At 64.3% G+C, this 24,027-nt stretch carries 16 protein-coding genes; 12 read left to right on the top strand and 4 right to left on the bottom strand.

Annotated elements, in window-relative coordinates:
- Positions 1 to 375: 375 nt before the first annotated feature.
- Positions 376 to 636, top strand: coding sequence for a hypothetical protein (locus tag V0R59_RS07375; RefSeq protein WP_330073564.1), 261 nt, complete (start codon positions 376 to 378; stop codon positions 634 to 636).
- Between the two features lie 105 nt (positions 637 to 741).
- Here the strand turns inward: V0R59_RS07375 and gbdR are convergent, their stop codons facing one another.
- Together gbdR and V0R59_RS07365 are read right to left on the bottom strand one after the other, a co-directional pair.
- Positions 742 to 1,845 (bottom strand): choline metabolism transcriptional regulator GbdR, encoded by a 1,104-nt coding sequence (gene gbdR / locus V0R59_RS07370; RefSeq protein WP_042121347.1) that lies wholly within the window; start codon positions 1,843 to 1,845, stop codon positions 742 to 744.
- A gap of 397 nt (positions 1,846 to 2,242) precedes the next feature.
- Entirely contained in the window at positions 2,243 to 3,619 is a 1,377-nt protein-coding gene (locus V0R59_RS07365) for an L-serine ammonia-lyase (RefSeq protein WP_330073565.1), read from the bottom strand.
- Between the two features lie 448 nt (positions 3,620 to 4,067).
- Between V0R59_RS07365 and V0R59_RS07360 the strand changes: the two genes are divergently transcribed.
- From V0R59_RS07360 to V0R59_RS07345, 4 genes are all read left to right on the top strand, one after another.
- The gene (locus tag V0R59_RS07360) at positions 4,068 to 5,015 is read left to right on the top strand and encodes a choline ABC transporter substrate-binding protein (RefSeq protein WP_330073566.1); all 948 of its coding nucleotides are present in this window, start codon (positions 4,068 to 4,070) and stop codon (positions 5,013 to 5,015) included.
- A gap of 66 nt (positions 5,016 to 5,081) precedes the next feature.
- The gene (choW, locus tag V0R59_RS07355) at positions 5,082 to 5,930 is read left to right on the top strand and encodes a choline ABC transporter permease subunit (RefSeq protein WP_330073769.1); all 849 of its coding nucleotides are present in this window, start codon (positions 5,082 to 5,084) and stop codon (positions 5,928 to 5,930) included.
- On the top strand, positions 5,927 to 7,102 hold the full coding sequence (choV, locus tag V0R59_RS07350) for a choline ABC transporter ATP-binding protein (RefSeq protein WP_330073567.1): 1,176 nt from the start codon (positions 5,927 to 5,929) through the stop codon (positions 7,100 to 7,102). Before choW ends, choV begins: the two co-directional genes overlap by 4 nt.
- 179 nt (positions 7,103 to 7,281) lie before the next feature.
- Positions 7,282 to 8,841, top strand: a complete 1,560-nt coding sequence (locus V0R59_RS07345) for a GGDEF domain-containing protein (protein ID WP_330073568.1) — start codon at positions 7,282 to 7,284, stop codon at positions 8,839 to 8,841.
- Between the two features lie 55 nt (positions 8,842 to 8,896).
- On the opposite strand, the gene betT is transcribed toward V0R59_RS07345, so the two are convergent.
- Positions 8,897 to 10,900: a choline BCCT transporter BetT gene (betT, locus tag V0R59_RS07340; RefSeq protein WP_330073569.1), complete on the bottom strand. Its 2,004-nt coding sequence runs from the start codon at positions 10,898 to 10,900 to the stop codon at positions 8,897 to 8,899.
- A 427-nt stretch (positions 10,901 to 11,327) separates the two neighbouring features.
- Here betT and betI point away from each other — a divergent pair, with 427 nt between their 5' ends.
- The 7 genes from betI (at position 11,328) to trxC (ending at position 22,992) form a co-directional block, all read left to right on the top strand.
- Entirely contained in the window at positions 11,328 to 11,993 is a 666-nt protein-coding gene (betI, locus tag V0R59_RS07335) for a transcriptional regulator BetI (RefSeq protein WP_330073570.1), read from the top strand.
- A 28-nt stretch (positions 11,994 to 12,021) separates the two neighbouring features.
- The gene (betB, locus tag V0R59_RS07330; RefSeq protein ID WP_330073571.1) at positions 12,022 to 13,494 is read left to right on the top strand and encodes a betaine-aldehyde dehydrogenase; all 1,473 of its coding nucleotides are present in this window, start codon (positions 12,022 to 12,024) and stop codon (positions 13,492 to 13,494) included.
- An 83-nt stretch (positions 13,495 to 13,577) separates the two neighbouring features.
- Positions 13,578 to 15,278 (top strand): choline dehydrogenase, encoded by a 1,701-nt coding sequence (betA, locus tag V0R59_RS07325; protein ID WP_330073572.1) that lies wholly within the window; start codon positions 13,578 to 13,580, stop codon positions 15,276 to 15,278.
- A gap of 273 nt (positions 15,279 to 15,551) precedes the next feature.
- Positions 15,552 to 17,294: a potassium/proton antiporter gene (locus tag V0R59_RS07320; RefSeq protein ID WP_330073573.1), complete on the top strand. Its 1,743-nt coding sequence runs from the start codon at positions 15,552 to 15,554 to the stop codon at positions 17,292 to 17,294.
- Positions 17,295 to 17,347: 53 nt separating this feature from the next.
- On the top strand, positions 17,348 to 20,662 hold the full coding sequence (gene mscK / locus V0R59_RS07315; RefSeq protein ID WP_330073574.1) for a mechanosensitive channel MscK: 3,315 nt from the start codon (positions 17,348 to 17,350) through the stop codon (positions 20,660 to 20,662).
- Positions 20,659 to 22,119 carry a protein adenylyltransferase SelO gene (selO, locus tag V0R59_RS07310; RefSeq protein ID WP_330073575.1) on the top strand — a complete coding sequence of 487 codons (1,461 nt, stop codon included), beginning with the start codon at positions 20,659 to 20,661 and terminating at the stop codon, positions 22,117 to 22,119. Before mscK ends, selO begins: the two co-directional genes overlap by 4 nt.
- A 438-nt stretch (positions 22,120 to 22,557) precedes the next feature.
- Positions 22,558 to 22,992 (top strand): thioredoxin TrxC, encoded by a 435-nt coding sequence (gene trxC / locus V0R59_RS07305; protein ID WP_330073576.1) that lies wholly within the window; start codon positions 22,558 to 22,560, stop codon positions 22,990 to 22,992.
- Here trxC and V0R59_RS07300 read toward each other — a convergent pair.
- On the bottom strand, positions 22,989 to 23,762 hold the full coding sequence (locus tag V0R59_RS07300; RefSeq protein WP_330073577.1) for a ParA family protein: 774 nt from the start codon (positions 23,760 to 23,762) through the stop codon (positions 22,989 to 22,991). The genes trxC and V0R59_RS07300 overlap by 4 nt on opposite strands.
- Between the last annotated feature and the right edge of the window lie 265 nt (positions 23,763 to 24,027).

Raw genomic sequence — 24,027 nt, 5'->3', positions numbered from 1 at the left:
GCGGGGGGGTATTGGGCTGGCCGGTGGTACCGCTGCCCTTGTTGGTGCGGGTTCACCCGCGATTGCGGTGGTGAATTCACTGACGTAATCGCGGGTGAACCCGCTCCCACAAGAAATGCGCACAAAAAACTGCCCCGGCAAGCCGTGACGCAGCCGGGGCAAAGAGCGAGCAACCTACCTGTGCCAGGAGGGTGGTGACCAAACCGCCCTCGACCTGTACATGGCTCCCAGTGTGCACACTCCCGCGTCACTCGATTTTGCCGAAAACGACCTGTTCATAGGTAAAGCGGCCATCGCGACAAACTGTCCTTGCCCCCTCTGCCGGGCGCTTCCAGAATCGACCCACGACTTCTAAATGCCACAAGGACAACAGTCATGATGCATGCGGACTTGATCGATCAGGAAGACCTGGTAGGGCAACTGCGGGCCCTGGGTTTCCAGACGCCCTCCGGAGTCAGTGCCGAGCAGGCGTGCGAGCACGCCGTGCGCGGTCTGGACGCGCCACAGGCGAAGGCACTGAAGGGGATGGTGGAGCAGATGTACACCGGTAGCGCGACCATCCTGCCAGCGGTGCGCCAGGCCATCGAGAAGCAGTTGTTGCCTGCGCTGGCCGAGTTCAAGGCAACTCATCAATAGAAATCCAAAGGGCCTCATCGCGGGTAAACCCGCTCCCACAGGGATCGTAGTGTGGGAGCGGGTTTACCCGCGATGAGGCCCTTTCAACTCAACACAAATTCCGGCTTACAACCTCACACTGGCAAACGTCGACTCGTTCCGCGCCTGGCTCAACGCCGCCATCGGCCCGGCCATCGGCGACAGCACCAGCGCCTGCGGAATCGGCATCATCGCCACCTGCTGCGCAGTATTCGAACCCACACGCTCGTCACGCGGCGGAATGCCGAAGTACTCGCGGTAGCACTTGGAGAAGTGCGGCGTGGAAACGAAGCCACACACCGACGCCACTTCGATGATCGACATCGGCGTCTGCTTGAGCAATTGCCGCGCGCGGATCAGGCGCAGCTTCAGGTAGTAGCGCGACGGCGAGCAGTGCAGGTACTTCTGGAACAGCCGCTCCAGTTGCCGGCGCGACACCGACACGTACACCGCCAGCTCGTCCAGGTCGATCGGTTCTTCCAGGTTGGCCTCCATCAGCGCGACGATTTCCTGCAACTTCGGCTGGTTGGTGCCGAGCATGTGCTTGAGCGGCACACGCTGGTGATCCTGTTCGTTGCGGATGCGCTCGTAGACGAACATCTCCGAGATCGCCGCCGACAGCTCGCGGCCATGATCGCGGCTGATCAGGTGCAGCATCATGTCCAGCGGCGCGGTGCCGCCGGAGCTGGTGAAGCGGTTGCGGTCGAGGGTGAACAGGCGCGTGCTCATGCTCACCCGCGGGAAGGCTTCCTGCATCGCCGCCAGGCACTCCCAGTGGACGCTGCAATCGAAACCGTCGAGCAAGCCGGCGCAGGCCAGCGCCCAGCTGCCGGTGCACACCGCGCCCAGGCGGCGCGACTGGCGGGCCTGGCTCTGCAGCCAGGTCACGTGTTCACGGGTGACGGTGCGCTGGATGCCGATGCCGCCGCAGACGATCACGGTATCCATCGGTGGCGCCTTGTGCATCGCCGCGTCCGGGGTGATCTGCAACCCGTCGCTGGCCCACACCTGGCCGCCATCCACGCTCAGGGTGTGCCAGCGGTACAGTTCGCGACCGGACAGCTGGTTGGCCATGCGCAGCGGCTCGACCGCCGACGCGAGGGAGATGAGGGTGAAGTTGTCCAGCAGCAGGAAGCCGATGGATTGAGGTGTGCGGGCTTGGGATTGGGTCCCGGAGTTGTACGACGTCATCGCGATCTCTCCTCACACAAAGCAGGTTGCGCCCCAGGCGTGGGCTTTTTTTGTTATGGGCCCTGTCGACTCGATTGCAGGGCATGGTGCTTCCTCTCGCAATTGCCGTGCCTGAAATTGAATGGGTATTCAATAAATCCTGAAAGCGACGTCGCGATACGTCTAAGAAGCGGCTTCCACCGACATGAAATCTGCCCGCAAAGGCGCGTGGCAAAGCATGTCCAGATGTGTCGTGAGCAGATCGGTAGCACTGTGCGGTGGGATGCCCAGAAACGACACGTAGGAATGTCACCGCAAGTACTGGGGAATTTGTTACCAGTGAGGCAGGAGCCTTGTAGGACCGCGCGCCAAAAAGCGGCGCGGACCTACACGGATGAGCGAAAAGAGCGCAGCGGGATCAGCACTCGATGGCGCTGACGGCGAGGCCGCCGCGGGAGGTTTCCTTGTACTTGTCATGCATGTCGGCGCCGGTATCGCGCATGGTGCGGATCACCCGGTCCAGCGAGATGAAGTGTTCGCCGTCACCACGCAGGGCCATCTGCGCGGCGTTGATCGCCTTCACCGCAGCGATGGCGTTGCGCTCGATGCACGGCACCTGGACCAGCCCGCCGACCGGGTCGCAGGTCAGCCCGAGGTTGTGTTCCAGGCCGATCTCTGCGGCGTTTTCCAGTTGCGCCGGGGTCGCGCCGAGCACTTCGGCCAGGCCGGCTGCCGCCATGGCGCACGCCGAACCGACCTCACCCTGGCAGCCCACTTCGGCACCCGAGATCGACGCGTTCTTCTTGCACAGGATGCCCACCGCCGCGGCGCCGAGGAAGAAGTCGACCACGCAGGCCTCGCTGACCTGGTCGCTGAAGCGCATGTAGTAGTGCAACACCGCCGGGATGATCCCCGCCGCGCCATTGGTCGGTGCGGTGACCATGCGCCCGCCGGCGGCGTTCTCTTCGTTCACCGCCAGGGCATACAGGTTGACCCACTCCATGGCGCTCAGGGTCGAGCCGATCACGTTGGGCTTGTTCAGCTCCTGCAGGCTGCGATGCAGCTTGGCCGCACGGCGCTTCACATTGAGGCCGCCGGGCAGGATGCCCTCGTACTTGAGGCCGTTTTCCACGCACTCCTGCATGGCATCCCAGAGCTTCATCAGGCCGGCGCGAATCTCCGCTTCACTGCGCCAGACCTTCTCGTTCTCCATCATCAATTGCGACACGCGCATGTCGTTTTGCTTGCAGCGTTCGAGCAGCTCAGCGGCGCTGTTGAAATCGTACGGCAGGACCGTCGTATCGCTGTCCAGCACGCCGCTGGCAGCCTGCGCCGCGTCGACCACGAAACCGCCGCCGACCGAGTAATAGGTATCGCTGTGCAACTCGCCTGCGTCGCCTTCGGCCACCAGGGTCATGGCGTTCGGATGGTAGGGCAGGTTCTCGTCCAGCAGGCGCATGTCGCGCTCCCAGACGAAGGCCACGGGGAACCGGTTATCCAGCTTCAGGGTGTCTGTTTCGCGCAATTCATGGATGCGCTGGCCGATGCTGGACGGGTCGATCGCGTCCGGCCATTCGCCCATCAGGCCCATGATCACCGCGTTGTCGCTGCCGTGGCCGACACCGGTGGCGGACAGCGATCCGTACAGGCGCACCTCGATGCGCCGCACCCGCTCCAGCTCGCCGCGCTCGCGCAGGCCCTGGACGAACAACGCCGCGGCGCGCATGGGCCCGACGGTATGGGAACTGGACGGGCCGACACCGATCTTGAACAGGTCGAACACACTGATGGCCATGGCCACGAACCTCCTGAATTGGGCAGGTGCGCGCAACCCGGGCACAGGTGCCACAGCTGCTACGCTGACTGGGCGGCGATCCGCCGATTCAGCGCATCATCAGGTTTTTGCCGGCACCCCTGACGTCTGCAACCGACTCACTCTTGTCCAGCAACGCCGCCCTTCGTGGAGGGTCGGAAAGCGCCGTTTTTTGCGGCGCAGTTCACGGGAAGGAGCCCGGATCGGGGCCGTTTGATCCATATGCGACCTCACCGGCACTGGAAGCGACCCTGCCTGTACTGGTTACGACGCACCCTGTAGGCGTTTGTTTTTCGCTGGTAGATGATCGTTATCGACTCGATTGCACGGCACTCGTCCCGCTGTCGCCCGGCAGCCGGCCCGACCGAATGCAGAGATAAAGCACGGCGGTCCCTGGGACATCCGAAAAAAAACACTCAGGAGTCCATACATGAAAGGTTCACCCTCGTTGTTACTGGCCGCGCTATTGAGTCTCCCGGTGCTGGCCCAGGCCGCGGAGCCTGAACAATGCCACACGGTCAACTTCTCCGATGTCGGCTGGACCGACATCACGGTCACCACCGCAGTGACCAGCGTGGTTCTCGAATCCCTCGGCTACAAGACCCGCACCACCATGATCTCCGTGCCGGTGACCTACAAGTCGCTGGCCGACGGCAAGAACATGGACGTGTTCCTCGGCAACTGGATGCCGACCATGGAAAACGACATCAAGCAGTACCGTGATGCCGGCACCGTGGAAACCGTGCGCGCCAACCTGGAAAACGCCAAGTACACCCTCGCGGTGCCCAAGGCGCTGTATGACAAGGGCCTCCACGATTTCGCCGATATCGCGAAGTTCAAGGATGACCTGGGCGGCAAGATCTACGGCATCGAGCCGGGCAACGACGGCAACCGCACCATCCAGAGCATGATCGACAAGAACGCCTTCGGCCTGAAGGACGCCGGCTTCAAGGTGGTGGAGTCGAGCGAGGCCGGCATGCTGTCGCAGGTCGACCGTGCGGTGAAACGCGGCACCGCGGTGGTGTTCCTCGGCTGGGAACCGCACCCGATGAACAAGCGCTTCGAGATGAAGTACCTCACTGGCGGTGATGACTACTTCGGTCCCGATTTCGGCAAGGCCACCGTCCTGACCAACACCCGCAAGGGCTACGTCCAGGAGTGCAGCAACGTTGGCCAACTGCTGAAGAACCTGTCCTTCACCCTCGACATGGAAAGCAGCCTGATGGGCAACGTCCTCGACGACAAGATGAAGCCCGACGCCGCCGCCAAGGCGTGGCTGAAGAAGAACCCACAGGTGCTCGACACCTGGCTGGCCGGTGTCACCACCGTGGACGGCAAGCCTGGCCTGGAAGCCGCCAAGGCCAAACTCACGCAGTAAGCACGCCCCCGCGTCGGCCACGACCGGCGCGGGGAGTTTCCGAATCCTTGCAGGTGGACGCTCGCTATCATGCTGATCGATCAAAAAATACCCTTGGGCCAGCACATCGCGGCCTTCGTTGAATGGCTGACCCAACACGGCGCCAATTACTTCGATGCCTTTGCCGCGGCGCTGGAATGGATGATCCACGGCTTTACCGGGGCGCTGACCTGGTTCAATCCGTTCGTCCTCATCGGGCTGATCGCGGTGGGCGCGCACCTGATCCAGCGCAAGTGGGCGCTGACCGCGTTCTGCGTCGCCTCGTTCCTGCTGATCCTCAACCTGGGGTACTGGCAGGAAACCATGGAGACCCTGGCCCAGGTGATGTTCGCCACCCTGGTCTGCGTGGCCATCGGCGTGCCGCTGGGCATCGTCGCCGCGCACAAGCCGATGTTCTACACCGCCATGCGTCCGGTGCTCGACCTGATGCAGACGGTCCCCACCTTCGTCTACCTGATCCCGACCCTGACCCTGTTCGGGCTGGGCGTGGTTCCCGGGCTGATCTCCACGGTGGTGTTCGCCATCGCCGCGCCGATCCGCCTCACCTACCTGGGCATCTGCGACGTGCCCCAGGAACTGCTCGACGCCGGCAAGGCCTTTGGCTGCTCGCGCCGGCAACTGCTGTCCCGTATCGAACTGCCCCATGCGATGCCGAGCATCGCGGCCGGTGTCACCCAGTGCATCATGCTGTCGTTGTCGATGGTGGTGATCGCCGCGCTGGTGGGTGCCGACGGCCTGGGCAAACCCGTGGTCAACGCATTGAACACCGCCGATATCGCCCTGGGCTTCGAGGCCGGGCTGGCGATCGTGTTGCTGGCAATCATGCTCGACCGTATCTGCAAACAACCCGATGTACAGGTAAGGGGTGAGGCATGAGCATCATTCGCTTCGAAGACGTAGACGTCATTTTCTCCAATCGACCGCGGGAGGCCCTCAGCCTGCTAGACCAGGGCCTGTCGCGGGAGCAGATCCTGAAGAAGACCGGGCTGGTGGTCGGCGTGGAAAAGGCCAACCTGGATATCAACAAAGGCGAGATCTGCGTGCTGATGGGCCTGTCCGGCTCCGGCAAGTCGAGCCTGCTGCGCTGCATCAACGGCCTCAACACCGTCAGCCGCGGCAAGCTGTTCGTCGAGCATGAAGGCGCGCATATCGATATCGCCCATTGCACCCCCGCCGAGCTGAAGATGATGCGCACCCAGCGCATCGCCATGGTGTTCCAGAAGTTCGCCCTGATGCCCTGGCTGACGGTGCGCGAGAACATCAGCTTCGGCCTGGAAATGCAGGGCCGGCCGGAAAAGGAACGGCGCAAGCTGGTGGACGAGAAGCTGGAGCTGGTGGGCCTGACCCAGTGGCGCAACAAGAAGCCCGACGAGCTCTCCGGCGGCATGCAGCAGCGCGTCGGCCTGGCCCGCGCCCTGGCCATGGACGCCGATATCCTGCTGATGGACGAACCCTTCTCCGCCCTCGACCCGCTGATCCGCCAGGGCCTGCAGGACGAATTGCTGGACCTGCAGAAGAAACTGAGCAAGACCATCGTCTTCGTCAGCCACGACCTCGACGAGGCGCTGAAGCTGGGTAGCCGCATCGCCATCATGAAGGACGGCAAGATCATCCAGTACAGCAAGCCGGAAGAGATCGTGCTCAACCCGGCCGACGATTACGTGCGTACCTTCGTCGCCCACACCAATCCGCTCAATGTCCTGTGCGGCCGCAGCCTGATGCGCAGCCTGGACAACTGCAAGCGGGTCAATGGCTCGGTGTGCATCGACCCGTCCGGCGACTCCTGGCTCGACCTGGCCGACGGCGTGATCAAGGGCGCACGCCAAGGCGCCAATGGCCTCGACCTGCAGAACTGGGCACCCGGGCAGGCGGTGGAAGACCTGGGCCGCAAGCCGACCCTGGTCAACGTCAACATCGGCATGCGCGAGGCACTGCAGATCCGTTACCAGACCGGCAACAAGCTGGTGCTGCAGGATGACAACAAGGTGGTCGGGATCCTTGGCGACAGCGAGCTGTATCACGCGTTGCTGGGCAAGAACCACGGCTAGATCGAACATTTGGCGCGGACCTTGTGGGAGCGGGTTTACCGGCACGCCGGACCGCCGCGATTACGCCGGTGAAGTCACTATCGCAATCGCGGGTAAACCCGCTCCCACAGGGGACGAGGAGATTTCCCCAATCCCGCCTATCCTGAATCGCGTGCCCCTCTCAGGACGACCCGCACGCGATGAAACTCCCCACCTCCTGGCGCCTCGACCTGCGTAGCCTGATGCTGGCCTTCGCCCTGTTCTCGGCCCTGGCCACCCTGGCCAACAGCCTGGCAGTGGCCTACGGCGTGCAGCGCGACGCCCTGATCCACGCCACCCTGGAAGCCAACCACGCCTATGCGGCCAAAGTTGCCTCCAGCATCGGTGCCTTCCTCAAGTCGGCCCATTCCCAGCTCGGCTACAGTGCCCTGCAACTGGCCGAGGACTTCGACAATCCACGCCTGCTCCACGCCGAAGCACGCCGCCTGCAAGCCCAGGACGAAGACTTCAACAACGTGCTGATCGCCAACGCCGGCGGCAAGGTCCTGCACACCCACCCGGACGACCTGCTGAACACCGCCGGCAGCTTCAACCCGGAGGAAATACAGCGCGCCGTGGAACAGCGCCGGCCGCTGGTCAGCCACGCCTACACGGCCGGCAACGGCCACCTGATGGTGTTCATCTCGCACCCCGTCTTCGCCAGTGACGGCAGCTTCCTCGGGGTGGTCGGCGGCGCCGTGTATATCCGCAAGAACAGCGCCCTGAGCACGGTGATCTCCAGCCATTTCCACCACGACGGCACCTTCGCCTTCGTCGCCGACAAGCACCGCCGCCTGCTCCATCACCCGGATGAGACACGCATCGGCGAAGTGCTCAAGACCAGCACCACGGTGGACGCCGCCCTGCGCGGCGAAAGCGGCAGCATGGCGATGGACAACCAGCGAGGCGTGCCGATGCTGGCCGGTTATGCGCCAGTGGCCGATGCCGACTGGGCGGTGGTCGCCCAGCAACCTCGCGCCATCGCCCTGTCCACCCTAGGGCAACTGATGAAGTCGATGTTCTTCGATCTGCTTCCGGCCAGTATCGTCGGCCTGTTGATCCTGTGGATCGGCGCACGCTGGATCACCCGGCCGCTGCAACAACTGGCGGACAACGCCACCCGACTGCAACAGCCGCAGACCATCGAGCAACTGCGGCGGATCAAGGCCTGGTACAAGGAACCGGCGGCGATTCGCCGGGCGCTGATCGCCAGCGTGCAATTGCTCCATCACAAGATCGGCCGGCTCAGCGAAGAGGCGCAAAGCGATCCCATGACCGGTCTGGCCAACCGGCGGGCAATGGCCTCGGCGCTGGAACTGCTCGATCAATCGCAACGGCCGTACGCGGCGCTGGCCCTGGACATCGATTTCTTCAAGCGGGTCAACGATACCTATGGTCACGAGGCTGGCGACGTAGCGCTGAAACAGGTGGCGGCGATCATCGCAAGCCACTCCCGTACCGGTGACCTGGCCTGCCGCGCCGGTGGCGAAGAGTTCATCCTGCTGCTGCCCGACACCAGCCTCGCCGAAGCCAGCGCAATCGCCGAGCGCATCCGCGCCACGATCGAAGCCAGCGCGGTGCCCGGCGTCGGGTCTATCACCCTGTCGGTCGGCGTGGCCTGTCGCGAGGCCGAGGCAGACAGCGCCTCCGAGGTGCTCAAGCGGGCGGACGACAACCTCTACCGGGCCAAGGAGAGCGGGCGCAACCGGGTGATCGGCTAGTGCCGAAAAAAAGGGCCTCACCGTTGCCGGTGAGGCCCTTCGTTCACTTCAGCGGTCAGCTATAGACCCGACCCAACAACTGCCGGTGACTCTCGAACTGATCCAACACATCACGGGTGATCTGCTCCGTGGTGAAGCCCATCAGGTCGTATTCCTGGCTGCCGTTGTGCAGGTACACCTCGGCGCGGTAGAAGCGCTGGCACACTTCGCTCTCGCCTTCCACCGGCGCCTCGCTCGGCGCGGCCAGGTAGCCGTCCAGGCTGACTTCGTAGACGAACGGGTTGCCCTCTTCCATCTCGATGCGCAGGCCCATGGCCTCGCGCGCCGCACCCACGCGGGTCTGCACGCTCAGGCCCATGTTGCGCAGTTGCTCGGCGGCGTCCTTCAGCGCCGGGCTGACCTGCTTGTCCATGAAGCGCTGGACCATCGCCTGGGTCGGCTGCAGGTCCAGCTGGCTCAGGCGCTCGCTGAAGCCGCGGCGACCACGGGCAGCCAGCTCGGCCTGCTCCTGCTCGACCTGGCTGTCCTGCTTCATCGCCTTGTACAGGCCGAACATGAACACCACCAGCACCACCGAGAACGGCAGGCCGGCCAGCACCACCATGGTCTGCATCGCCTCGAAGTTACCGGCGAACAGCAGGCCGACGGTCACCAGGGTGATGATCGCGGACCAGAGGATGCGCAGCCAGTGCGGCGCGTCTTCGTCGACGTTGCCGCCCTTGCACGAAAGGTTGGCCATCATCACCGCGCCGGAGTCGGCCGGGGTGAGGAACAGCACGAAGCCGACGAACACCGCGACACCGACCACGATCTTCGCCGCCGGGAAGTGCTCCAGCAGCTGGTAGATCGACATCGACGGCTGCTCCAAGGCAGTCCGCCCCAGCTCCACGGCACCCTGGTTGATCACCAGGTCCAGCGCGGTGTTGCCGAAGATCGACAGCCAGGCCAGGGTGAAGCCCAGCGGGATCAGCAGTACGCCGGCAACCAGCTCGCCGACGGTGCGGCCACGGGAAATCCGCGCGATGAACATGCCGACGAACGGGCCCCAGGAAATCCACCAGGCCCAGTAGAACACGGTCCACAGGCCCAGCCAGCGCTCGGACTTGGCCGCGTCGCCTTCGTAGACGTAGAGGTCGAAGGTCTTGAGGATCACGCCGTTGAGGTAGTCGCCGATGTTCTGCACGAAGCCGTTGAGCAGGTGCAAGGTCGGGCCGTTGAGCAGGACGAACAGCAGCAGGCCGCTGAACAGCAGGATGTTCAGGTTGGACAGGCGGCGGATGCCGTTCTCCACGCCCGACACGGCGGCGATGGTCGCCACGGTGCTCATCACCAGGATCACGATCAGCAGGTTGGTATTGCTGTGCTCCATGCCGAACAGGTATTCCAGGCCGGACGACACCTGCATCGAGCCGATGCCGAGGTTGGTCACCAGGCCCAGCAGGGTCACGAACATGCCGAAGATGTCGACCGTGTGCCCAGCCGCCCCCTTGACCCAGCGCTCGCCGACCAGCGGGTACAGCGCCGAACGCAGGGCCAGCGGCTGGTTGTGACGGTAGGCGAAGTAGGCCACGGCCAGGCCGACCAGGGCGTAGATCGCCCAGCCGTGCAGGCCCCAGTGCAGGAAGGTCAGCTGCAGGCCGTGACGCGCCGATTCCAGGCTGGCCGGTGCGCCTTCAGGCGGATTGAAGTAGTGATCCAGCGGCTCGGAAGCGCCGAAGTACAGCAGCGAAATACCGATGCCCGAAGAGAACAGCATGCCGGCCCAGGCGCCGTAGCTGAAGTCCGGCTTGTCGTCCTTCCCGCCCAGCTTGAGCTTGCCGTAGCGGGAGAAGGCGATGGCGATGACGAACAGCAGGTAGCCGCCGATCACCAGCATGTAGTACCAGCCGAAGCTGCGCGACAGCCAGGCCTGGGCCTGGCCGAGCACGCGACCGGCGGTCTCGGGAACAGCGATCAGCAAGGCAGTCAAACAGAGGATCAGCAACGTGGAGGTGAAAAACACCACGTTGTTGACCCGGACCCTCTCGGCGGGGGTCTTGATCAGAGAGGCAGAACTCATTGCACGGATGCTCCAAGGCGGTGCGTAGGAAAAAGAGACAGCGACCGGTCACCCGGGCAATTGGTGCAATAGCCCCATCGCCACAGGTGTTATAAAAGCACCTTGAAAAACCGTGATCCCAAATCGAATGCGTTGAAAAACAGGCAGAAAACCCCGGCTCAAGGGTTTTGCCGCAGGGCCATGAGCCCGTTCGGCAGATCTGTTCAACGTTGCGTCTATGCGCGCCAACTACCTTGTTACAAAGGGGTTACACGTCTTTCGGGGGTGCCAATCCGGACCTGCTGACGGGGCCTCAGGGCCTGTCAAGGGTACGAATTGTCGCAGAGCTTATTCTTTGTTGATTGAACGTTCAATCAAAACAAAATAGACTGGCCTTCGCCGAGTCAGCCGCTTGTCGTCTGCTCGCAGGCCTGAGGAGATTTGCAAGATGCCCAAGGTCGGTATGCAACCCATTCGCCGCCAGCAGTTGATCGAAGCCACGTTGACGGCTATCGACCAGGTCGGCATGGGGGATGCCAGCATTGCGCTGATCGCCCGTTTGGCCGGTGTGTCGAATGGCATCATCAGTCACTACTTTCGGGACAAGAACGGCCTGATCGCAGCGACCATGCAGTACTTGATGACGGTATTGAGCGAGGGCGTCGCCGCCCGTCGCCAGGCACTCACGGACAACAGCCCGCGCGCCCACCTGCAGGTGATCATCGAAGGCAACTTCGACGCCAGCCAGGTCAATGGCCCGGCAATGAAAACCTGGTTGGCATTCTGGGCCACCAGCATGCACCAGCCGTCCTTGCACAGGTTGCAGCGGATCAACGATCACCGCCTGTATTCCAACCTGTGCTGCCAGTTCCGCCGCGCCATGCCGCTTGCCCAGGCACGCAGCGCAGCCCGCGGCCTGGCAGCCCTCATCGACGGTCTGTGGCTGCGCGGTGCGCTGTCGGGAGACGCCTTCGATACCCACCAGGCGCAACAAATCGCTTACGAATACATGGATCTACAACTGGCTAAGCAGACGAGCCCGGACACACAGACCCAGGCCTCTGCCACCCCGCGCAAAGCGCCCCGCAAGAAGTCGGGAGCCACTGCCGGATAGCCACCCACATTGCACTTGCGAGGACACTATGGCCCGTTTCGAAACGCAAAAACTCTACATTGATGGCGGCTACGTCGACGCTGGCAGCGATGCCACCTTCGAGGCCATCAACCCGGCCAACGGCGAAGTCCTCGCCCACGTGCAACGCGCCACCCAGGCCGACGTCGAGCGCGCCGTCGAAAGCGCCGAGCGCGGCCAGAAAGTCTGGGCCGCCATGACCGCCATGCAGCGCTCGCGCATCCTGCGCCGTGCCGTGGACATCCTGCGCGAGCGCAACGACGAGCTGGCCGCCCTGGAAACCCTGGACACCGGCAAGTCCTACTCGGAAACCCGCTACGTCGACATCGTCACCGGCGCCGACGTGCTCGAATACTACGCCGGCCTGGTCCCGGCCATCGAAGGCGAGCAGATCCCGCTGCGCGAATCGTCCTTCGTCTACACCCGCCGCGAGCCGCTGGGCGTCACCGTCGGCATCGGCGCGTGGAACTACCCGATCCAGATCGCCCTGTGGAAATCCGCCCCGGCCCTGGCTGCCGGCAACGCGATGATCTTCAAGCCATCGGAAGTCACCTCGCTGACCACCCTGAAACTGGCCGAGATCTACACCGAAGCCGGCCTGCCGGACGGCGTGTTCAACGTCCTGACCGGCAGCGGCCGCGAAGTCGGCACCTGGCTGACCGAGCACCCGCGCATCGAGAAGGTCTCCTTCACCGGCGGCACCACCACCGGCAAGAAGGTCATGGCCAGCGCCTCCAGCTCCTCGCTGAAGGAAGTGACCATGGAACTGGGCGGCAAGTCGCCGCTGATCATCTGCGACGACGCCGACCTGGACAAGGCCGCCGACATCGCGATGATGGCCAACTTCTACAGCTCCGGCCAGGTCTGCACCAACGGCACCCGCGTGTTCGTTCCGGCGTCGATGAAGGCAGCTTTCGAAGCGAAAATCGTTGAACGTGTCGCCCGCATCCGGGTTGGCAATCCAGAAGACGAGAACACCAACTTCGGTCCGCTGGTCAGCTTCCCGCACATGGAAAACGTCCTGTCGTACATCGCCAAGGGCAAGGAAGAAGGTGCCCGCGTCCTGTGCGGCGGCGAGCGCCTGACCGAGGGCGAATTCGCCAAGGGCGCGTTCGTCGCGCCGACCGTGTTCACCGACTGCCGCGACGACATGACCATCGTCAAGGAAGAGATCTTCGGCCCGGTGATGAGCATCCTCAGCTACGAGACCGAGGAAGAAGTCATCCGCCGCGCCAACGACACCGAATACGGCCTGGCCGCCGGCGTCTGCACCAACGACATCAGCCGCGCCCACCGCATCATCCACAAGCTGGAAGCCGGTATCTGCTGGATCAACGCCTGGGGCGAGTCGCCGGCGGAAATGCCGGTCGGTGGCTACAAGCAATCCGGTGTCGGCCGCGAAAACGGCGTCAGCTCGCTGGCCCAGTACACCCGCATCAAGTCGGTCCAGGTCGAGCTGGGCAACTACAACTCGGTCTTCTAAGCCGCGTCCTGTAGCCGCGCCCGGTCCCTGCCGACCGGGCGCCTCCCCGCTTTCCCACCCGCTTGCCCAAGAGGGAACAGAACATGTCCTCCCATATTTTCGACTACATCATCGTCGGTGCCGGCTCGGCCGGTAACACCCTGGCCACCCGCCTGACCGAAGACGAAGGCGTCACCGTCCTGCTGCTGGAAGCCGGCGGCCCGGACTACCGCGCCGACTTCCGCACCCAGATGCCGGCCGCGCTGGCCTTCCCGCTGCAAGGCCGCCGCTACAACTGGGCCTACGAGACCGATCCGGAGCCGCACATGGACGGCCGCCGCATGGAATGCGGTCGCGGCAAGGGCCTGGGCGGCTCCTCGCTGATCAACGGCATGTGCTACATCCGCGGCAACGCCATGGACTTCGATGGCTGGGCCAAGCTGCCAGGCCTGGAAGACTGGACCTACCTCGACTGCCTGCCGTATTTCCGCAAGGCGGAAACCCGTGACATCGGCCCGAACGACTACCACGGCGGCGAAGGCCCGGTCAGCGTGGCGACGCCGAAAGCCGGCAACAATCCGCTGTTCCACGCCATGGTCGAAGCCGGCGTGCAAGCCGGTTACCCGCGCACCGAAGACCTCAACGGCTACCAGCAGGAAGGCTTCGGTCCGATGGACCGCAGCGTGACCAAGAACGGCCGTCGCTCCAGCACCGCCCGCGGCTACCTGGACACCGCCAAGAAACGCCCGACCCTGACCATCGTCACCCACGCCCTGACCGATCGCGTGCTGTTCGAAGGCAAGCGTGCCGTCGGCGTGACCTACCTGGTCGGCTCCAGCGAAGAACGCGTGGAAGCCCGTGCGCGCAAGGAAGTCATCGTCTGCTCCGGTGCCATCGCCTCGCCGCAACTGCTGCAACGCTCCGGCGTCGGCGCCCGCGCGCTGCTGGAAAGCTTCAACATCCCGGTCGTGCATGACCTGCCGGGCGTCGGCGAGAACCTGCAGGACCACCTGGAGCTGTACCTGCAGTACGCCTGCACCCAGCCGGTCTCGCTGTACCCGTCGCTGCTGTGGTGGAACCAGCCGGCCATCGGTGCCGAATGGCTGTTCAACGGCACCGGCATCGGCGCCAGCAACCAGTTCGAGGCCGGCGGTTTCATCCGTACCCGCCCGGAATTCGAATGGCCGAACATCCAGTACCACTTCCTGCCGGTGGCGATTAACTACAACGGCTCGAATGGCGTGAAGGAACATGGCTTCCAGGCGCACATGGGTTCGATGCGTTCGCCGAGCCGTGGTCGCATCCAGCTGAAGTCCCGCGATCCGCGCCAGCACCCGAGCATCCTGTTCAACTACATGGCCACCGAGCAGGACTGGCAGGAATTCCGCGACGGCATCCGCCTGACCCGCGAAATCATGGCCCAGCCGGCGCTGGACGCCTACCGCGGCCGCGAGATCAGCCCGGGCGAGCACGTGCAGACGGACGAAGAGCTGGACAAATTCATCCGCGAGCACGCCGAGACGGCGTTCCACCCGTCCTGCTCGTGCAAGATGGGCGAAGACGACATGGCGGTGGTCGATGGCCAGGGCCGTGTGCATGGCATGCAAGGCCTGCGGGTGGTGGATGCGTCGATCATGCCGATCATCATCACCGGCAACCTCAACGCCACCACGATCATGATCGCCGAGAAAATCGCCGACAAGATCCGCAATCGCCAGCCGTTGCCGCGTAGCACTGCCAAGTACTACGTCGCCAATGGTGCGCCGGTGAAGGGCAAGGCCATGCGCGAAGTGAAGCAGGCCTGATGCATTGATGGGGCCTGCAACGGCCTCATCGCTGGCAAGCCAGCTCCCACAGGGTCAGCACAGGTTTCAAGACTTGTGCAATACCTGTGGGAGCTGGCTTGCCAGCGATAGGGCCCACATAGGCAACACATGAAAAGGCACCTGACCCAGGTGCCTTTTCTACATCTGCGGAAACGCTTTACAGCCTGCCAATTCATCAGGTTAGAATCGGTTGGCACGCGACCTGCTTATCAATCAGGTCTCCCTTCTGCGATGTCCCCCGGAGTACTGCCTTTGGATGCGAGCACCATCAACAGCCTGTTCCTCATCGGCGCATTGCTGGTGGGAGCAAGTATTCTGGTCAGCTCGCTGTCGTCGCGCCTGGGCATCCCTATCCTCGTCATCATCCTCGCGGTCGGCATGGTCGCCGGGGTCGATGGTGGCGGCATCATCTTCAACAACTATCCCGTCGCCTACCTGGTCGGCAACCTCGCCCTCGCCGTGATCCTGCTCGACGGCGGCCTGCGCACGCGGGTCGCGAGCTTCCGCGTGGCGCTGTGGCCGGCGCTGTCGCTGGCCACCGTGGGTGTGCTGATCACCACCGGCCTCACCGGCATGGCCGCCGCCTGGCTGTTCGACCTCAACCTGATGCAGGGCCTGCTGATCGGCGCCATCGTCGGCTCCACCGACGCCGCGGCGGTGTTCTCCCTGCTCGGCGGCAAGGGCCTCAACGAGCGGGTCACCGCCAGCCTGGAAATCGAATCCGGCAGCAACGACCCGATGGCGGTGTTCCTCACCGTCACCCTGATCGACATGATCGCCAGCGGCCAGACCGGCCTGCACTGGAGCCTGCTGCTGCACCTGGTGCGCGAATTCGGCATCGGCGGCGCGCTGGGCCTGGGTGGCGGCTGGCTGATGCTGCAACTGGTCAACCGCATGAACCTGGCCGGCGGCCTCTACCCGATCCTGGTGATCGCCGGCGGCCTGGTCACCTTCGCCCTGACCAACGCCCTGCACGGCAGCGGCTTCCTCGCCGTCTACCTGTTCGGCCTGGTCCTGGGCAACCGCCCGATCCGCAGCCGCCACGGCATCCTGCACATGCTCGACGGCATGGCCTGGCTGGCGCAGATCGGCATGTTCCTCGTGCTCGGCCTGCTGGTCACGCCGCACGACCTGCTGCCGATCGCCCTGCCCGCCCTGGCCCTGGCGCTGTGGATGATCCTCATCGCCCGACCGCTGTCGGTGGTCGCCGGCCTGCTGCCGTTCAAGGCCTTCCATGGCCGCGAGAAAGCCTTCATTTCCTGGGTCGGCCTGCGCGGCGCGGTACCGATCATCCTGGCGGTGTTCCCGCTGATGGCCGGCCTGCCCCAGGCCCAGCTGTACTTCAACCTGGCGTTCTTCATCGTGCTGGTCTCGCTGCTGGTGCAGGGCACCAGCCTGCCGTGGGTCGCGCGCCTGCTGAAGGTAACCGTACCGCCGGACCCGGCGCCGATCTCCCGTTCGGCCCTGGAAGTCCATGTCACCAGCGAGTGGGAGTTGTTCGTCTACCGCCTCGGTGCGGAAAAATGGTGCATCGGCGCCGCCCTGCGCGAGCTGAAGATGCCGGAAGGCACCCGTATCGCCGCCCTGTTCCGCGGCCAGCAACTGCTCCATCCGTCGGGAAGTACCACCCTCGAAGTCGGCGACCTGCTCTGCGTCATCGGCCATGAACACGACCTGCCGGCCCTCGGCAAGCTGTTCAGCCAGGCGCCCCAGCGCGGCCTCGACCTGCGCTTCTTTGGCGACTTCGTCCTCGAAGGCGACGCCGAGCTGGGCGCCGTCGCGGCGCTCTACGGCCTCAAGCTCGACGGCCAGGACCCGCACATGCCACTCGCCCGCTTCATCCAGCAGAAAGTCGGCGGCGCACCGGTGGTCGGCGACCAGATCGAGTGGAACAACACCACCTGGACCGTGGCGCTCATGGACGGGAACAAAATCCAGAAAGTGGGGATCCGATTCCCCGAAGGCAGTCGCCCGGGTCCCGGCCTGTTCCTGTAAAAGCGGCTCCTTTACACTGCATTTTCCAGTTCGGCCGTACGAATTTTCTGCCTATGTCCCTGTGCACCTTTGTCGGCGCAGCCCTGCTCGGGCTGTGCCTGTCCCTTCCCTCCGCGTTTGCCGCGGAGCCGCCCACTACCGAGAGCGTCCAGCAAAGCCTCGACAAGATCGCCGAGCGCAAGCTGCCCGAGGCGGACCAGAAGGCACTGCAGCAAGTGCTGGAGCAGACCCTGGCGTTCCTTGCCAACAAGGCCGACTACGAAAAACGCCTGGCCGCGCTCAAGCAGCAGTTGCTCGACGCACCGAAACAGACCGCCGAGAACCAGCGCGAGCTGGCGCGTCTGCTGGCCACCAAGCCGAGCCCGGTGCCGCAGCGCTACGCAACCATGAGCGTGCCGCAGCTGGAGCAGGTGCTGTCCGACCGCACCAACGAGCAGGGTGAGCTGCAAAAGGCCCTGTCCGAAGCCAACAGCCTGACCATCAACGCGCAGACCCGTCCCGAGCGCGCCCAGGCCGAGATCAGCAACAACCAGACCCGCACCCAGCAGATCAACAGCCTGCTCAAGTCCGGCAAGGACAATGGCAAGGCGCTGTCCGCCGACCAACGCAACCAGCTCAATGCCGAGCTGGCCTCGCTCAATGCCCTGACCCTGCTGCGCCGCCAGGAACTGGCCGGCAACAGCCTGCTGCAAGACCTCGGCAGCACCCAGCACGACCTGCTCATCGAGCGTGTCGCGCGCATGGAACAGGAAATCCAGGACCTGCAGACGCTGATCAACGAGAAGCGCCTGGCCCAGTCGCAACAGACCGTCACCCAGCAGTCCATCGAAGCGCAGAAAGCCGGCGGCGGCACCGTCCTGGCCACCGAGAGCGCGGCCAACCTGAAGCTCTCCGACTACCTGCTGCGCAGCACCGACCGCCTCAACGAGGTGACCCAGCAGAACCTCAAGGCCAAGCAGCAACTGGACAGCCTCAACCAGGCCGACCAGGCGCTGGACGAGCAGATCAACGTGCTCAAGGGCAGCCTGCTGCTGTCGAAGATCCTCTACAAGCAGAAGCAGGCCCTGCCCCACCTCAAGCTGGACCGCGACCTGGCCGACCAGATCGCCGACATCCGCCTGTACCAGTTCGAGGTCAACCAGCAGCGCGAACTGATCGCCAGCCCCAGCCAGTACGTCGACAAGCTGCTGGAAAACCAGCCCGCCGACGAAGCCACGCCAGCCCTGCGCAAGGCCCTGCTGGAGGTGGCGATCACCCGCGCCGACCTGCTGGAGCGCCTGAACCGCGAGCTGAGCGCGCTGCTCAACGAATCCATCACCCTGCAACTCAACCAGAAACAGCTGCTCAGTACCGCGCAGAACCTGCGCTCGACCCTCGACGAGCAGATGTTCTGGATCCCCAGCAACAAGCCGCTCGACCTGGAATGGCTGCGCTACGTGCCCGAGCGCTTCGAGAAGCAGATGGTCAGCCTGCCGTGGGGCGCCGGCGTCACCGAACTGGCCGACGGGCTGCTGGAGCGGCCACTGCTGTTCCTGCCGCTGCTGTTGCTGATCGGCGCCCTGCTGTGGCGCCGCAAGTACCTCTACGCGCGGCTGAGCAAGGTCCACAGCGATATCGGCCACTTCAAGCGCGACAGCCAGTGGCACACGCCCCAGGCGATCCTGATCAACATCCTCCTGGCCCTGCCCCTGAGCCTGTTCCTCGCCTTGTGCAGCTATGCCCTGCAGATCGACGCCCGTGGCCAGAACGCCAACCTCGGCGCCGCGCTGTGGCAGGTTGCCCAGGCCTGGCTGGTGTTCTACACCGCCTACCGGATCCTCGCCCCCGGCGGCGTGGCCGAGCTGCATTTCCGCTGGGAGAAGCCCCAGGTCGAGTTCCTGCGGCGCTGGATCCGCCGCCTGGGCGCGGTGGTGCTGGCCCTGGTCGGCGTGGTCGCGGTGGCCGAGCACCAGCCGTCGGCGCTGGCCGATGACGTGCTCGGCATCGGCGTGGTGCTGACCTGCTACGCCCTGATGGCCTGGCTGCTCAGCCGCCTGCTGCTGAGCAGCCCGACCCACCGCAACACCTCGCTGTTCCGCAAGGCCGTGGGCGTGGCCTTCACCGCCCTGCCCATCGCCCTGTTCGTCGCGGTCTGCTTCGGCTACTACTACACCGCGCTGAAGCTCAGCGACCGGCTGATCTACACCCTGTACCTGCTGATGTTCTGGCTGGTGATCGAGGCCACCTTCGTCCGCGGCCTGGCCGTGGCCGCGCGGCGCCTGGCCTACCAGCGCGCCCTGGCCAAGCGCCAGCAGGTCAAGGAAGGCCTCGACGGCGAGGTGCCGGTGGAAGAGCCGACCCTGGACATCGAACAGGTCAACCAGCAGTCCCTGCGCCTGATCCGCCTGGCGCTGCTCGGCGTATTCATCGCTGGGCTGTACTTCGTCTGGGCCGACCTGATCACCGTGTTCGCCTACCTGAACAACTTCACCCTCTACGAATACACCAGCGGCACCGGCGCGGCGGCGAGCATGGTGCCGATCAGCCTCGGCGACCTCCTCGGCGCCCTGGTCATCGTCGGCATCACCCTGGCCCTGGCGCGCAACCTGCCGGGCCTGCTGGAAGTGCTGGTGCTGTCCAAGCTGGACCTGGCCCAGGGCAGCGCCTACGCCACCACCACGCTGCTGTCGTACATCATCGTCGGCGTCGGCTTCGTCTCCACCCTGTCGACCCTCGGCGTCAGCTGGGACAAGTTGCAGTGGCTGGTGGCGGCGCTGTCGGTGGGCCTGGGCTTCGGCATGCAGGAGATCTTCGCCAACTTCATCTCCGGCATCATGATCCTGTTCGAGCGTCCGGTACGGATCGGCGACACCATCACCATCGGCAACCTGTCCGGCACGGTGAGCAAGATCCGCATCCGCGCCACCACCATCACCGACTTCGACCGCAAGGACATCATCGTCCCCAACAAGACCTTCATCACCGGCCAGTTGATCAACTGGTCGCTGACCGACACGGTCACCCGGGTCACCCTCAAGCTCGGCATCGACTACGGCTCGGACCTCGACCTGGTGCGCGAGCTGCTGCTCAAGGGCGCCCGGGAAAACCCGCGGGTGCTCAAGGACCCGGAGCCAATCGTGTACTTCCTCAACTTCGGCGAAAGCTCGCTGGACCACGAGTTGCGCATGCATGTGCGCGACCTCGGCGACCGCAACCCGACCCTCGACGAGCTCAACCGCTATATCAACCGTGAGTTCAAGGCGCACAACATCAAGATTTCCGTGCGTCAGGTCGAGGTGTTCATCATGGACACCGCGGGCAACAAGAAGCAGTTGATTCCCATGGACCAGACCAAGTCCGGCCCCGAAACGCCAGGAGCCCCCGCGTGAAAGCCCTCGACGAACTGACCTTCGACAACCGCTTCGCCCGCCTGGGCGATGCGTTTTCCACCGAGGTGCTGCCGGAGCCGATCGATGATCCGCAACTGGTGGTGGCCAGCGCCGAGGCCATGGCCCTGCTCGACCTGGAGCCGACCGAGGCGTATTCCCCGGTGTTCGCCGAACTGTTCAGCGGCCACAAGCTGTGGTCCGAGGCCGATCCACGGGCGATGGTCTATTCCGGGCATCAGTTCGGCTCCTACAACCCGCGCCTGGGCGACGGGCGCGGGCTGCTGCTGGGCGAAGTGCGCAACGATGCCGGCGAGTCCTGGGACCTGCACCTCAAGGGCGCCGGCCAGACGCCCTACTCGCGCATGGGCGATGGCCGCGCGGTGCTGCGCTCGTCGATCCGCGAATTCCTCGCCTCCGAGGCGCTGCATGCCCTGGGCATTCCCAGCAGCCGGGCGTTGTGCGTGATCGGGTCGAGCACTCCGGTCTGGCGCGAAACCCGCGAGAGCGCAGCGATGCTGCTGCGCCTGGCGCCGAGCCATATCCGTTTCGGGCACTTCGAGTATTTCTACTACACCCGCCAGCCGGAGCAGCAGCGCCTGCTGGTCGACCATGTGCTGGACCTGCACTACCCGAACTGCCGTGCGGACGACGAGCCGTACCTGGCGATGTTCCGTACCATCGTCGAGCGCAATGCCGAGCTGATCGGCAAGTGGCAGGCCTATGGTTTCTGCCATGGGGTGATGAACACCGACAACATGTCGATCCTCGGCATCACCTTCGACTTCGGCCCCTATGCCTTCCTCGATGACTTCGATGCCGGCTTCATCTGCAACCACTCCGATGACCAGGGGCGCTACAGCTACAGCAACCAGGTGCCGATCGCCCACTGGAACCTCAGCGCGCTGGCCCAGGCGCTGACGCCGTTCATCAGTGTCGAGGCGTTGCAGGAGGCCTTGGCGATGTTCCTGCCGCTGTACGAGGCGCACTACCTCGACCTGATGCGCCGGCGCCTGGGGCTGACCACGGCGGAAGACGGCGACAAGGAACTGATCCAGCGCCTGCTCAGCCTGATGCAGCCGGGGGCGGTGGACTACAGCCTGTTCTTCCGCAAGCTCGGGGACCAGGCGGTGGAAGCGGCGTTGCGGGTGGTGCGGGAAGACTTCATCGACCTGGCCGGGTTCGATCGCTGGTCGCAGGACTACCTGGCCCGGGTGAACCGCGAGCCGGGCAATGCCGAAGGGCGGCGGGAGCGGATGCATGCAGTGAACCCGCTGTATGTGCTGCGCAACTACCTGGCACAGCGGGCGATCGAGGCCGCGCAGGCGGGAGATTTCTCCGAGGTGCGGCGGCTGCATGAAGTACTGCGCCGGCCGTTCGAGGAGCAGGCGGGGATGGAGGCCTATGCCGAACGGCCGCCGGAGTGGGGGAAGCATCTGGAGATCAGTTGTTCTTCCTGAGTACTGTGGTGTTCATTCGGGCCTCATCACTGCATGGGTATCCACACATCTTCCGGTTTGCGGCGCGGTCCAGGTAGGAGCTGCGTTAGCTGCGAAGGAGCGCGCAGCGCTCCCGGAACCATCCTGCACGAGCCTCTGACCAAGCCGCATCATGGATTCACAGTGCCCGGTCTGCCGCGTTTCTCCAGGCTCATTGGATAGGCAGGATTGGGGACCGCTGCGCGCTCCTTCGCAGCTAACGCAGCTCCTACCCGCCGACCATCGCTCGGGATGTGTAGATACCTATGCTCATCGCTGGCAAACCAGTTCCCACCAGTTTTGCGGCGCACGCGGTCCCTGTGGGAGCTGGCTTGCCAGCGATGAGGCCCGGAAGAACACCTTGAAAACCCCGGAAACACCGCCACATAGCCTGCAACGACTCGCCTTCCGGAATCCCCCATGACCGACCCACTCCTGATCCCCTGCCCCCACTGCAACGGCCTCAACCGCCTCCCTGCCGACCGCCTCGGCGACGACCCCAAGTGCGGTCGCTGCAAGGGCCCGGTCCTGCTGAGCACCCCCTTCGACCTGACAGACGCCAGCTACAGCAGCCAGATCAAGGGCGACCTGCCCCTGCTGATCGATGTCTGGGCCGACTGGTGCGGGCCGTGCAAGTCCTTCGCGCCGGTCTTCGAGCAGGCCGCACGGCAACTGGCCGGGCGTTGCCGGCTGGCGAAACTGGACAGTGAAGCCAACCGCGAACTGGCTGGCCAATTGGGCATCCGCTCGATCCCCAGCCTGATCCTCTTCAAGAACGGCCGGGAAGTCGCACGCCAGAGCGGCGCATTCCCACTCCAGCAACTGCTGGAGTGGCTGCGCACCCAGGGAATCTAGGCGTTCTCTTCGAGCAGCGAGTGCAACTCGACGAACTGCTGGGTCAACTTGTGCCGCGGCTCCAGGTGGATCAGCGGCAAGCTGGCCTCATGCGACTCACGCATCTTCACCGAGCTGTTCAGGTAGACCGGCAGCACCGGCAAGCCCTCGGCCAGCAGTTCTTCGAGCATCTGCTGCGGCAGGCTGGCCCGCGGCTGGAACTGGTTGACCACGATACCCTCGACCTGCAGGGCCTCGTTGTGGTCATCCTTCAGCTCTTCGATCTCCGACAACAGCCCATACAGCGCCTGGCGCGAGAAGCTGTCGCAGTCAAAGGGGATGAGCACACGATCAGCCGCGATCAACGCCGAAACCGCATAGAAGTTCAAGGCCGGCGGCGTATCCAGGTAGATCCGGTCGTAGTCCTCGTCCAGCTCGTCGAGCAACTTGCGCAGCTTGTTGATCTTGTGCTTCGCCTCGAGCTTGGGCTGCAGGTCGGCCAGCTCCGGCGTGGCGGTGACCACGTGCAGGTTGTCGAACGGGGTCTCGTAGATATCCACCTTGTTCTTCTTGGCAAACGGCCCGGACGACAGGGTCTGCTTGAAGAAGTCGGCGATCCCCATGGGAATGTCCTCGCCGGTCAGGCCGGTGAGGTACTGGGTGGAGTTGGCCTGGGCATCCAGGTCGATCAGCAGGGTCCGATAGCCTTCACTGGCACTCACCGCCGCAAGATTGCAGGCGATGCTGGACTTGCCGACGCCACCTTTCTGATTGAACACCACGCGCCGCATGGAAAGACCTCCGTGTTTCAAAGAATGACCGAGTATGTGTTCAGCCTGCGGGATTGACCAGTGCGCAACGACTCAAGAGATCGCAAAAGCGACCGACAACAGGTGCGGGCCGCCTGTCGGGAAAAAGCGCCAGGGCGAACCGGCCGCTGCGTTTGAAGGTCTGTTCACTCAGTCAGCATCGTAACCAATAGCAATACATTGTTTGCTTGAGGCCTCTTGCACCGGGATAATGCCCGGCACTCGGCGATTTCGCCCTGCAGGCCGT

The organism is Pseudomonas ulcerans, from assembly GCF_036324125.1.
GTDB classification, from domain to species: Bacteria; Pseudomonadota; Gammaproteobacteria; order Pseudomonadales; family Pseudomonadaceae; genus Aquipseudomonas; species Aquipseudomonas ulcerans.
This window is presented reverse-complemented; position numbering and strand designations above follow the sequence as displayed.